A 12,186-nucleotide genomic window follows, 5' to 3' on the forward strand; every position below is an offset into this window, starting at 1 on the left:
GCAGCACCATCCCCGGCGGCCTGAAATGGCTGCCGGTGCTACCCACGAAAGCCGCACTCCTGTGCGGCTTTTTCATGCCCGACAGACGAAAAAAACCGCTGCAGGCAGCGGTTTTCAGGCAAGTCCAACGCTTACAGGAAACGGTCGAGTATCTTGCGCGTCGTCTTGTCGATATTGAACATGTCGCGTATCAAAAAGTGGATGCCGTGATTGTCGGCGATCAAGAGCGACGTGGCGCCGATGCGGCGGATGTCTTCCTCGCCTTTCAGCACGAACTGCGTCTCGCCCCGGTCCGTGTCCACGTACCACGTGCACGGCGTGGCGAAGCTGCTCACGCTTTTCACGCGCGCGATCTCGGGCATGAATTCGCGTCCTTCCAGCTCTTCCTGCAGCAGGCTGCGCGCCGGTTCCGGCAAGGCGTCGAGGCGGTCGATCCACGCCACTTCCTTGCCATTGCCCAGCACCAGCGAAATGCCTTCATCGGGCGACTGGATGGGAAAGGCGCGCACGGGCGCCACGCCCTCAAAAACCTGGCCGTCCGCGTCCGTCATCACCAGCTTGCCGAAGGTGTCGCGGCTTAATGTAAAAGTTGTACTGGCCATGCTTATTCCTTGTCGTCGAGCGCGAGTTCGTTGTTGCGCGCCTGTGCTTCGTAGAGGCGGAAATAGGCGCCCTCTTTCGCCATCAGTTCATCGTGACTGCCCACTTCGACGACCTGGCCGCGGTCCAGCACCACCAGGCGGTCGGCGCGGTGCAAGGTCGACAGCCTGTGCGCGATGGCGATCGTCGTGCGGCCCTGCACCAGGTTGTCCAGCGCCTTCTGGATTTCCTTCTCTGTTTCCGAGTCGACCGACGATGTCGCTTCATCCATGATCAGGATGCGCGGATCGATCAGCAGTGCGCGGGCGATCGAGATGCGCTGGCGTTCGCCGCCGGACAAGCCTTGGCCACGCTCGCCCACCATCGAATCGTAGCCTTGCGGCAGGCGCAGAATGAATTCGTGCGCATGCGCGGCGCGCGCGGCGGCGATGATGTCCTGGCGCGTCGCGTGCGGCTTGCCGTAGGCGATGTTTTCCGCGATGGTACCGAAGAACAGGAACGGCTCCTGCAGCACCAGGCCGATATTGCGCCGGTAGTCGGACACGGCGAACGAGCGGATGTCGACGCCGTCGAGCAGGATCGCGCCTTCCGACACGTCGTAGAAACGGCAGATCAGGTTGACCAGGGTGCTCTTGCCCGAGCCGCTGTGGCCCACCAGACCGATCATCTCGCCCGCCTTGATGTTCAGGGTGATGCCGCGGTTGACGGCCCGGTTGCCATAGCGGAAACCGACTTCGCGCAGGTCGATCCTGCCTTCGATCTTGTCCAGTTTCACGGGCTGCGCCGGTTCCGGCACGCTCGACACGTGGTCGAGGATGTCGAAGATGCGCTTGGCGGCCGACGCCGATTTCTGCGTCACGGAGACGATGCGGCTCATCGAGTCGAGGCGGCCATAGAAGCGCGTGCTGTAGGCGATGAAGGCGGTCAGCACGCCGACGGTGATTTCGCCGCGCGACAGTTGCCAGATGCCGAAGCACCAGATGACCAATAAGCCCATCTCCGTCAGGAAGGACACGGTGGGCGAGAACAGCGACCAGACCTTGTTCAGTTTATCGTTGACGGCCAGGTTGTGCGCATTGGCGTCGCGGAAGCGGGCCGCTTCGCGTTTTTCCTGCGCAAACGCCTTCACCACGCGGATGCCGGGAATCGTATCGGCCAGCACGTTGGTCACTTCGCTCCACACGCGGTCGATCTTTTCAAAGCCCGTGCGCAAGCGGTCGCGCACCAGGTGGATCATCCAGGCGATGAAGGGCAATGGCGCCAGGGTCATGATGGCCAGCCACGGATTCATCGACCACAGGATCACACCCGTCATGATGATCATCAGCACGTCGGAAGCGAAATCGAGCAAATGCAGCGACAGGAAGACACAGATACGGTCGCTGCCGCTGCCGATGCGCGCCATCAGGTCGCCCGTGCGCTTGCCGCCGAAAAATTCCAGCGACAGTTTCATCAGGTGTTCATACGTGGCCGAGCGCAAGTCGGCGCCCATGCGTTCGGACACCAGGGCCAGCACATAGGTCTTGCCCCAGCCCAGCAGCCAGGCCAGCAGGGCCGAACCGAGCAAGCCGCTCATGTAATACACGACCAGCCATGGGTCGATATGCTTGCCGTTCTGATACGGGATCAGCACATTGTCCATCAGCGGCGCCGTCAGATACGGTGGAATCATGTGCGCGGCCGTGCTCAGCAGCATCAGCATGAAGCCCAGGGCCAGCTGGCCACGGTAGGGATGGGCGAAGCGCCACAGGCGGAACAGGGTCCAGGTCGATGGCGGCGTGTGCAGCACCTTGGCGCAGATCGGGCATTCTTCCTGTTCCGGCTCCAAAGGCGCCTTGCAGCTGGGGCACACTTCCTGCTCCGCTTCCAGCACGGGCTGGCCCGTCAGGTGGCTGTCGAGGCGCTCGACGAACTGTTCCAGCACGCGGATCGCATGCAGGTTCTGGCCCAGGGTAAAGCGCCACGACGCCAGGCGGCCGTGGTCGTCGAACAGTTCCAGGTGGCCGACACCGGCGTGGTCATGGTGCGTCAGGCGTAATCCGTGGCGGAAAGACCAACTTTTCCAGGTGGTATCGCCCGGCGAACGGGCCAGCAAACGCTTCTCGGTGACAACTATTATGCCTTTTGTGAAACGTAATCGCGCATCGAGGTCAACCTCAACGCTACTTAAAACGTTCTCCCCTGGAGAAAGGTTGCTCTCCACTTCCGCCAGCCAGTGTTCAGGCAGCGATGTGAGGGGAATAGTTGTTGCAGGAACACTCAGTTCAGTTGTCATCGTAAAGCATACTCCGGCTCGAGGCCAAGCCCTTCAGGGCGGGATTTGGGGGATGGGGCAGACGCCCGATCAATGTTTGTGTACTGCGCGATGGCGAGGTGGATGCACCAGTGGCAATTTCCTGTATTGTATCGAATGGATGCCTGCCGGTAAGGAATGATGGCAAAACGGCGCAAAAAAATCAGCGTCCGTCGTACGGGAGCAAGTATACAACAGCCCGCTGTTGCGCAAATGCTCCAGCTTTAAGCAGAGTCGGTATCTTTATAACAAGTATGGCAACAATTAGTAACAATTAGAATGACAACACCAGCAGAATAAGGGCAGCAAACGCGACAAGAGGCCGCTAAAAGTGGCACACTGCGCATACCCGGGATAAAGAACCAAGCACGAGCCTGAAAAGACTCTGTAGAGCCAACATAAAGTATCTGGCGCCCAGACGCCTGGCTTGTTATCAAGAAACCACTTACATGATCAAGAAGAAGAACATCGAATTTGCCCGCGTCACCCACTTGCGCGGCCCGAACATCTGGACTTACCGCCCGGTGATTGAAGCCTGGGTCGACATCGGCGAACTGGAAGACTATCCATCCAATACCCTGCCGGGCCTGTACGAACGCCTGGTGGCGTGGCTGCCCGGCATGATCGAGCACCGCTGCGGCGTGGGCGAACGGGGCGGCTTTTTCGAGCGCCTGCGCGAAGGCACGTGGGCGGCCCACATCCTCGAGCACGTGGTGCTGGAGCTGCAAAACCTGGCAGGCATGCGTACGGGCTTCGGCCAGACGCGCTCGACCAGCCAGCGCGGCGTCTACAAGATGGCCTTCCGCACGCGCGAAGAGCACGTGGGCCGCGCCGCCCTGGCCGCCGCGCGCACACTGCTGATGGCCGCCATCAACGATGAAGCCTATGACCTGGAAGCGGCGCTGGCGCCCCTGCGCGACATGGTCGACTCGCGCTGCCTGGGTCCGAGCACGGCCAGCATCGTCGATGCGGCCACCGAGCGCCGCATCCCTTCGCTGCGCCTGAACGACGGCAACCTGGTGCAACTGGGCCACGGCGCGGCGCAGCGCCGCATCTGGACGGCCGAAACGGACCGCACCAGCGCGATCGCCGAAGGCATCGCCAGCGACAAGGATCTGACCAAATTCCTGCTCAAATCGTGCGGCGTGCGCGTCCCTGAAGGCAGCCTGGTGCGCAGCGCCGAGGCGGCCTGGGAAGAAGCGCAGGACATCGGCGTGCCCGTCGTCGTCAAGCCGTATGACGGCAACCATGGCCGCGGCGTGTCGCTGAACCTGATGACGGAAGCGGACGTGAAGGCCGCCTATGCACTGGCCGCGCGCAAGGGCGACAGCTCGGCCGTGCTGGTGGAAAGCTTCATCACGGGCGACGAACACCGTTTGCTCGTCGTCGGCAACAAGCTGATCGCGGCCGCCAAGGGCGAATCGCTGTGGGTCGACGGCGACGGCGTCTCGACCGTGCTGGAACTTGTGAACACGCAGATCAATACCGACCCGCGCCGCGGCGAAGGCGAAGATTTCCCATTGGGTACCGTCAAGCCGCACGAGTCGGGCGAAATCGTGCTGGAACTGCAGCGCCAGGGCATGACCGCCATGTCCGTGCCGCAGGCCGGCCAAAAAGTGCTGATCCAGCCGAACGGCAACGTGGCCATCGACGTCACGGACGACGTGCACCCATCCGTCGTGCATGCGGCCCTGCTGGCCGCGCGCGTGGTCGGCCTCGATATCGCCGGCATCGACCTGGTCACCACCGACATCACGCGTCCGCTGGAAGAACAGCGCGGCGCCATCATCGAAGTCAATGCCAGCCCTGGCTTGCTGGCGCACATCAAGCCGGGCGTGGGCCAGCCCCGCCCTGTCGGCGCGGCCATCGTCGACCACCTGTTCGCGCCCGAGGAAACGGGCCGCATTCCGCTGATCGGCGTGACGGGCACGCGCGGCGCCAGCCTGATCGTGCGCATGCTGTGCAAGCTGCTCAACCTGTCGGGCCTGCACACGGGCGCCGTCTGCAGCGAAGGCATGTACCTGGACCAGCGCCGTGTCGTCAGCAGCGATTGCGTGAACTGGGACGCGGGCCAGCGTTTGCTGCTCAACCGCACCGTGCAGACGGCCCTGTTCGAGAGCAATCCGCGCATGATCCTGGCCGAAGGCCTGGCCTACGACAAATGCCAGATCGGCGTCGTCACGGACATGGGCAGCCTCGATAGCGTGAAGGATTTCGACGTGCTGGACGAAGCGGGCCTGTACAAGGCCGTGCGCAGCCAGGTTGACGTGGTGGTGCCGACGGGCGTCGCCGTGCTCAACGCCGCCAACGCGCACGTGCTGGAACTGGCCGAACTGTGCGACGGCACCGTGACCCTGTATGCGCAGGATGGCGGCTTGCCAGCCATCGCGGCGCAACTGGCCGCCGGCCAGCGCGCCGTGTTCGTGCGCGGCAACCACATCGTGCTGGCCGAAGGCGGCATCGAAACGGTCCTGCTGTGCCTGGACTTGCTGAAACCGGCCACGGCCGGCAATGTCGACAGCGTGCTGGCCGTCGCGGCCGCCGCCTGGGCCCTGAACCTGCCAGTCGACCTGATTTGCGCAGGATTGCGCACGTTTGACGCCGCGCCCGGCTGCATCGGGAATTAAGACAGCACTCAAGCCCGGCCAGGACGGCCGGGCCCACAAGAACACAACAGGATTACGGTTTAATTATGGAAGTATCTCGCGTACGGGCCTTGCGTGGCCCTAACCTCTGGAGCCACGACACCGCCGTGGAAGCCATTGTTTCCTGCACCACGCAGGAACTCGACATCGCCCAGCTGCCCGGCTTCGAAGCCCGCCTGCGCGCCCTCTTCCCGCAACTGAGCCCGCTGCAACCGCTGGGCAACTACAACGCCGCGCCGATGGCGCAGGTGCTGGAACTGGCGGCGCTGGGCCTGCAGGCGCAAGCCGGCTGCCCCGTCACCTTCAGCCGCACCACGCCGACACTGGAAACGGGCATCTTCCAGGTCGTCGTCGAATATTCGGAAGAAGCCGTCGGCCGCCTGGCGCTGGAACTGGCGCAGCAGCTGTGCCAGGCCGCGCTCGACGATGCGCCGTTCGACCTGGCCGGCGCCCTGCACCAGTTGCAGGAGCTCGATGAAGACGTACGTCTCGGTCCATCGACGGGCGCCATCGTCAACGCCGCCGTGGCCCGCAACATCCCGTTCCGCCGCCTGACCGAAGGCAGCCTCGTGACATTCGGCTGGGGCAGCAAGCAGCGCAAGATCCAGGCCGCCGAAATGGACGGCACCAGCGCGATTGCCGAAGCCATCGCACAGGACAAGGAACTGACCAAGAAGCTGCTGGACTCGGCCGGTGTGCCCGTGCCGCAAGGCCGCGTCGCCGTCGATGCGGACGATGCCTGGGCCGCCGCTTGCGAGATCGGCCTGCCCGTCGTCGTGAAGCCAAAAGATGGCAACCAGGGCAAGGGCGTCACCGTCAACGTCACCACGCGCGAACAGCTGACGGCCGGCTTCCTCGCGGCGCAGGAATTCCGCGACGATATCCTCGTCGAGCGCTATCTGCCGGGCCACGATTTCCGCTTGCTCGTCATCGGCAACAAGATGGTGGCAGCGGCCCGCCGCGACCCGCCGCAAGTGGTGGGCGACGGCCAGCATACGGTGCGCGAACTGGTCGACCAGGTCAACCTGGACCCGCGCCGCGGCAGCGGCCACGCCACCTCGCTGACGAAGATCCGCTTCGACGACATCGCCCTGGCCAGCCTGGCCAAGCAGGGCTATGTGGCCGACTCCGTGCCGCCGGTCGGCAAGCGCGTCATCCTGCGCAATAACGCCAACCTGTCGACAGGCGGCTCGGCCACCGACGTCACCGTCGACGTGCATCCGGAAGTGGCGGCGCGCGCCGTCGCGGCCGCGCACATGGTGGGCCTCGATATCTGCGGCGTGGACGTCGTCTCCGACAGCATTTTGAAACCGCTGGAAGAGCAGAACGCCGGCATCGTCGAAGTGAACGCCGCCCCCGGCCTGCGCATGCATCTGGCGCCGTCGTTCGGCAAGCCGCGCCCAGTCGGCGAAGCCATCATCGCCGCCATGTTCGCCGAGGGCGACGATGGCCGCATTCCCGTCGTTGCCGTTACCGGCACCAACGGCAAGACCACCACCGTGCGCCTGATCGCCCACCTGCTGACGGCTTCCGGCCTGCGCACGGGCATGACCAACACTGATGGCGTGTACATCGAAGGACGCCAGATCGACAGCGGCGACTGCAGCGGCCCGCGCAGCGCGCGCAACGTGCTGCTGCATCCGGACGTCGACGCGGCCGTGTTTGAAACGGCGCGCGGCGGCATGCTGCGCGAAGGCCTCGCCTTCGACCGCTGCCAGGTCGCCGTGGTGACCAACATCGGCGCGGGCGACCACCTGGGCCTGAACTACATCACCACCGTGGAAGACCTCGCGGTCCTGAAGCGCGTGATCGTGCAGAACGTGGCCGACAGCGGCGTGGCCGTACTGAACGCCACCGACCCGGCCGTGGCCCGCATGGCCAAGAATTGCAGCGGCACGGTGACCTTCTTCGCCGCCGACAAGACGCACCCCGTGATGGCCACGCACCGCGCGCAGGGCAACCGCGTCGTGTACGTGGAGGACGGCAAGCTGGTCGCGGCGCAAGGCAAGGAGCGCCACGAAATCCCCCTGTCGCAGGTGCCGATCACGCGCAACGGCGCCATCGGCTTCCAGGTCGACAACGTCATGGCGTCGCTGGCCGCCGCCTGGGCCGTGGGCCTGGACTGGAAAACCATCGCGCTGGGCCTGAAAACCTTTGCGAATGAAGCCGACAATGCGCCAGGCCGCTTCAACGTGTTCGACTACAAGGGCGCCACCCTGATCGCCGACTACGGCCACAATCCGGACGCCATCTTGGCGCTGGTGCAGGCAGTGGAAAGCATGCCGGCCAAGCGCCGCTCGGTGGTCATCAGCGGCGCCGGCGACCGCCGCGACGAAGACATCCGCCAGCAGACGGAAATCCTCGGCGCCGCCTTCGACGACGTGCTGCTGTACCAGGATCAATGCCAGCGCGGCCGCGCCGACGGCGAAGTGGTGGCATTGCTGCGCCAGGGCTTGAACGGCGCCAAGCGCACCAGCCATATCGATGAAATCAACGGCGAATTCGTCGCTATCGACAAGGCCCTGGCGCGCCTCGGCGAAGGCGATCTGTGCCTGATCCTGATCGACCAGGTGGAAGAAGCGCTGGCGCACATCGCCAAGCGCGTCGCCGAAGCCTAAGCGCAGCCTGACGGCATACGAGGGCGGCCTGCGGGCCGCCCTTTTTCATCCCGGCGCCTCAGTCGGCGCCGGCTTTCTCGATCGCCTGCGCAGCCAGCGCACCGGCCCGCATCTCGCTGGCAAACAGCGTCGCCGCATGCGCGATGGCGCGGGTGGCACGCGCGAGGAAATGCGTCCAGTGCTGCTGCTCGAGCAGCAGCATCTCGATGCAGAACCATACCTGACCGCGCTGCACATGGCCTTTCACCAGCTTGATGCGGCGGTTGACTTCATCGAGCGCGGCACGCACGCGCAGCAACTCTTCCGGCGTATCGATGGTCCACACATTCGGCAACAGCAGTTTCCCAAATTGCGCGTCATCGGCGTCAAAGCACAGGACATAGCCCATGCCTTCGAAACGGAAGACGATATCGCCATCGCTGTCGATCTGCGCCTGATATCCGTCCGCTTGCAAGTGCCGCAGCAACGGTTCGGTGATAGTGGATGCCAACATGGTGCTTCCTTTCATTGAGTGGGATGGCGACGCCCCATCTGGTGCCGCTGCATCGCTACCTCAACGCCGCCACCGGCAAAAAATACAAAACTATTTTCGCCACGTGTGGAGAGCGGGCAAGGCCGGCAGGTGCATGAATGCGGCAGGGATACCGGAATTGATATGGACATCGCAAAAGAAGTCATTTGTGGCGCAAAGTCATTCGCCCCTACCATGCTTCCTGAGCCAGTTCCAGCTCTGGCGGCGACTGCCGCAGCGTTCTCAACATAACTAAAATACAGGTGGAGACAGGATGATGCGATTGATGGCAACGGGCACCCGCACGCCCCGACAAAATACACGCTTGACCTTGAAGGCGACGGTGGCCGCCCTGGCCGGCGCAGGCCTGCTGAGCAGCGCCTCCGTCTGGGCGCAGCAAGCGCCCGCCGTGGAAACACCAGTGGCAGAAGCGGCACCGGCAGCAGCGCCAGCCAACAATGGCGGCATCGCCGTCGTCGCCGTTACGGGCGTGCGCAGGGCGGCGCAAAGCGCGCAGACGATCAAGAAAAACAGCGACCAGGTGGTCGACTCCATCGTCGCCGATGAAATCGGCAAATTCCCCGACAAGAACGTGGCTGAAATCCTCGGCCGCGTGACGGGCGTGCAGGTCCGCCGCGAAGGCGGCGAAGCCGGTACCGTCATCATCCGCGGCTTGCCTGGCGTGGTGACCCTGCTCAACGGCCGCGAAATGTTCACCTCCGTGGGCCGCAGCCTGTACCTGGCCGATATTCCGACGGCCATGCTGCAGCGCGTGGACGTCTATAAATCGCAGGGCGCCGACATGGTCGAAGGCGGCACGGCCGGCGTGATCGACGTGCGCACCAACCGCCCGTTCGACTTCAAGGGTTTTACGGCATCGGGCAACGTGCGCGCCGAACACCGCGACAAGTCCGGCTCGACGGACCCGAACGTCAGCGGCATGGTCTCGAACCGCTGGAAGACCCAATACGGCGAATTCGGCGCCCTGCTCGGCCTGTCCTACCAGCGCGGCAGATACTATGACGAGACGATCTGGAACGCCGAACCCGTCAAGCGCCCGGAAGCGGGCAACATCACGGGCCCCGATTCCGTCGGCATGATCCCGACCGTGGGCGACCGCAAGCGCTACGCGGCCAACGCCGCCTTCCAGTGGCGCCCGAACTCGCAGGTGGAAGTGTATGCGGAAGGCATGTCGACCCTGATCAAGCACGCTTTCGACAGCCAGTTCTTCGTCGGTTCGCTGCCATGGGGCCAGAACCCGGACATCACCCTGATCCCCGGCACCAATCAGGCGGCCACGGTGGGCAAGATCGACGGCCCATGGTCGCCGTTCACGCTGGGCTCGACCCAGGCGCGGCGCGACCGCTCGATCGGATCGCAAGGCGCCATCGGCGCGCGCTGGGACATCACGCCGCAACTGCGCGCCACGACGGAACTGGCGCGCACGGTCAGCAACTTCGAGCGCGAATTCCCCATCCTCGACTTCCTCGCCCATCCGACCAGCGTGATCGGCAGCACGAACGTGAACGGCGGAGCGCAGATCAGCTACCCCGGCTACAACATGATGGACCCGAAGAACTATACGCTGCTCGGCTTCTACGACAATCACAGCCACGACGAAGGCAGCTCGACCGACTGGCGCGGCGACGTCACCTACGACATGGACAGCACGGGCTTCTTCCGCGAATTTTCGGGCGGCGTGCGCCTGGCCAAGCGCAAGGCCGAATCGATCCGCGAAAAAAATGGCCAGGGCGGGCTGGCGTCGGTCATGACTGCGGACGCGATCCCCGGCCTGGCGTGCGCCTCGCACGACAACACGGGCAACTTCGGCCTGCAAAGCTGGCTCACGCCGTGCCGCGACTTCATGCTCAACAACACGGCCGCGCTGCGCCAGCTGTTTACGGGCAGCAGCGAACGCAGCCCCGACGATCCGATGACCCACTACAAGGATGTGGAAAAAACCAATGCCGTCTACGGCAAGGCGCGCATCGGCTTTGACCTGGCGCAGGTACCGGTCGACGGCACCCTGGGCGTGCGCGTGGTGCAGACCAAGCAGGACTTGCAGGGCAATTCCTCGCAAAACGGCATCATCACGCCCGTGCGCGTAAAAACCTCGGATACGGACGTGCTGCCCAGCATGACCTTGAAAGCCATGCTGCGCCAGGACCTGGTCGCCCGCCTGACGGCCGGCAAGGCCGTGCAGCGCCCGAACTTCGCCGATTTCAACCCCGGCGTGAGCCTGGGCCAGAGCCTGGAGATGGTGCGCCCGACGGGCAGCGGCGGCAATCCCGACCTGAAACCCGTGGAAGGCAAGAACCTCGACGTGGCGCTGGAATGGTATTTCGCGCAGACGGGTTCCGTCACGGCCACCGTGTTCCGCCACAACTTCAAGAACTACATCCTGTCCGGTTCGGCCAAGGAAACGTATGGCGGCATCGAGTACGACATCACGCGCCCGCGCAACACCTCGAAGGGCCATCTGCAAGGCCTGGAAATGGCGTACCAGCAGTTCTACGACAAGCTGCCCGGCTGGATGAGCGGCCTGGGCCTGCAAGCGAACGCCACCTACATGACGGGCGAGCTGGAAGAGCTGAATGGCAGCGTGCACCCGTTCACGGGCATGTCGAAGTGGTCGGCCAATATCGTCGGTCTGTACGAACAGGGACCGTGGTCGGCACGCCTGGCCTACAGCTGGCGCGACAAATACGTCGACGACTACAACTACCGCGGCAAGGGCATCCACCTGACTGTGGCGCCCACCAAGACCCTGGACGCGTCGGTGTCGTACAAGCTCAACCCGAACACCACGGTGACCCTCGACGCGAACAACCTGCTCGACTCGACCTATCGCGACTACCACGACACGCCGGACTATGTGCGCGACGTGCGGCGCTACGACAAGGTAGTAGGTTTATCAGTACGCTGGAGCTTGTGATGAACACCTGACCAAACCGGCTGCGCGGCGCGCTTTGCGGCCGGCGATGCTCACGGCACCACAGTGCCGCTGCGCTTCTCGGCCACAAATCACTGCCGCTCGCGATGGTTTTGTCAGGCGTCGAAACGTCGTTGGAATACATGTCTTCTTCCTTGAGGGTGTTCAGCGCCAGCCGGTGACGGTTGGCGTTTTTTTGCCTTGTGGAATCTATTCGACATAGGAATTGATTTAACGCAAAGTGGTGGCGCCGGGGCGCTTTTATGCTGGCAGTCTGACCATCGAACCTGGCGGGGACAGCATGCGCGATGCACGGCACGTCGACATACAGTTATTTCAACCCGACATCCCGGTGCGGCTCGACATGCGCACGGCGGCGCTGGTCGAACATGCGCTGGCCTTGCAGGAAATGGCCGGCACGGGCGCCGCCGCCCTGTTTTTGCACTGCCACGACGTGGCACTGCCCACCGCCTTGCGCGTGCTGACGACGGGACCGCACCGCAAACCGGCCGGGCCGCACCTGTTTGCCCGCCTGCGCCCGCGCACGGCCGCCCTGGCGCACAGCGCGCCGCTACCGGCCCGCTGAC

7 protein-coding genes are annotated in these 12,186 nt (G+C 64.1%); 4 read left to right on the forward strand and 3 right to left on the reverse strand.

Translation table 11 applies throughout. The features are described from left to right. Positions 1 to 131: 131 nt before the first annotated feature. Both AC54AG_RS00755 and AC54AG_RS00760 read right to left on the reverse strand, forming a co-directional pair. A complete protein-coding gene (locus AC54AG_RS00755) occupies positions 132 to 602 on the reverse strand; it encodes a cyanophycin metabolism-associated DUF1854 family protein (protein ID WP_034750645.1) in 471 nt (156 codons plus the stop codon). A gap of 2 nt (positions 603 to 604) precedes the next feature. Continuing rightward, on the reverse strand, positions 605 to 2,875 hold the full coding sequence (locus AC54AG_RS00760) for a cyanophycin metabolism-associated ABC transporter (RefSeq protein WP_080698525.1): 2,271 nt from the start codon (positions 2,873 to 2,875) through the stop codon (positions 605 to 607). A gap of 467 nt (positions 2,876 to 3,342) precedes the next feature. Here AC54AG_RS00760 and AC54AG_RS00765 point away from each other — a divergent pair, with 467 nt between their 5' ends. Then, positions 3,343 to 5,520 carry a cyanophycin synthetase gene (locus AC54AG_RS00765; RefSeq protein WP_496629287.1) on the forward strand — a complete coding sequence of 726 codons (2,178 nt, stop codon included), beginning with the start codon at positions 3,343 to 3,345 and terminating at the stop codon, positions 5,518 to 5,520. 65 nt (positions 5,521 to 5,585) lie between these two features. Beyond that, positions 5,586 to 8,156: a cyanophycin synthetase gene (cphA, locus tag AC54AG_RS00770; RefSeq protein WP_219327534.1), complete on the forward strand. Its 2,571-nt coding sequence runs from the start codon at positions 5,586 to 5,588 to the stop codon at positions 8,154 to 8,156. 58 nt (positions 8,157 to 8,214) lie between these two features. Here the strand turns inward: cphA and AC54AG_RS00775 are convergent, their stop codons facing one another. Beyond that, a complete protein-coding gene (locus AC54AG_RS00775; protein ID WP_331778357.1) occupies positions 8,215 to 8,649 on the reverse strand; it encodes a hypothetical protein in 435 nt (144 codons plus the stop codon). 292 nt (positions 8,650 to 8,941) lie between these two features. On the opposite strand from AC54AG_RS00775, the gene AC54AG_RS00780 reads away from it, so the two are divergent. Then, on the forward strand, positions 8,942 to 11,602 hold the full coding sequence (locus AC54AG_RS00780; RefSeq protein WP_496629288.1) for a TonB-dependent receptor: 2,661 nt from the start codon (positions 8,942 to 8,944) through the stop codon (positions 11,600 to 11,602). Between the two features lie 298 nt (positions 11,603 to 11,900). Continuing rightward, positions 11,901 to 12,185 (forward strand): hypothetical protein, encoded by a 285-nt coding sequence (locus AC54AG_RS00785; protein WP_319991004.1) that lies wholly within the window; start codon positions 11,901 to 11,903, stop codon positions 12,183 to 12,185. The last annotated feature ends 1 nt before the right edge of the window (position 12,186 follow it).

Source organism: Janthinobacterium sp. BCJ23 (assembly GCF_059617945.1).

Bases quoted from the DNA above. Each gene is read 5' to 3' on its own strand.
- AC54AG_RS00755 (WP_034750645.1), bottom strand. From the start codon at position 602: ATGGCCAGTACAACTTTTACATTAAGCCGCGACACCTTCGGCAAGCTG.
- AC54AG_RS00760 (WP_080698525.1), bottom strand. From the start codon at position 2,875: ATGACAACTGAACTGAGTGTTCCTGCAACAACTATTCCCCTCACATCG.
- AC54AG_RS00765 (WP_496629287.1), top strand. From the start codon at position 3,343: ATGATCAAGAAGAAGAACATCGAATTTGCCCGCGTCACCCACTTGCGC.
- cphA (WP_219327534.1), top strand. From the start codon at position 5,586: ATGGAAGTATCTCGCGTACGGGCCTTGCGTGGCCCTAACCTCTGGAGC.
- AC54AG_RS00775 (WP_331778357.1), bottom strand. From the start codon at position 8,649: ATGTTGGCATCCACTATCACCGAACCGTTGCTGCGGCACTTGCAAGCG.
- AC54AG_RS00780 (WP_496629288.1), top strand. From the start codon at position 8,942: ATGATGCGATTGATGGCAACGGGCACCCGCACGCCCCGACAAAATACA.
- AC54AG_RS00785 (WP_319991004.1), top strand. From the start codon at position 11,901: ATGCGCGATGCACGGCACGTCGACATACAGTTATTTCAACCCGACATC.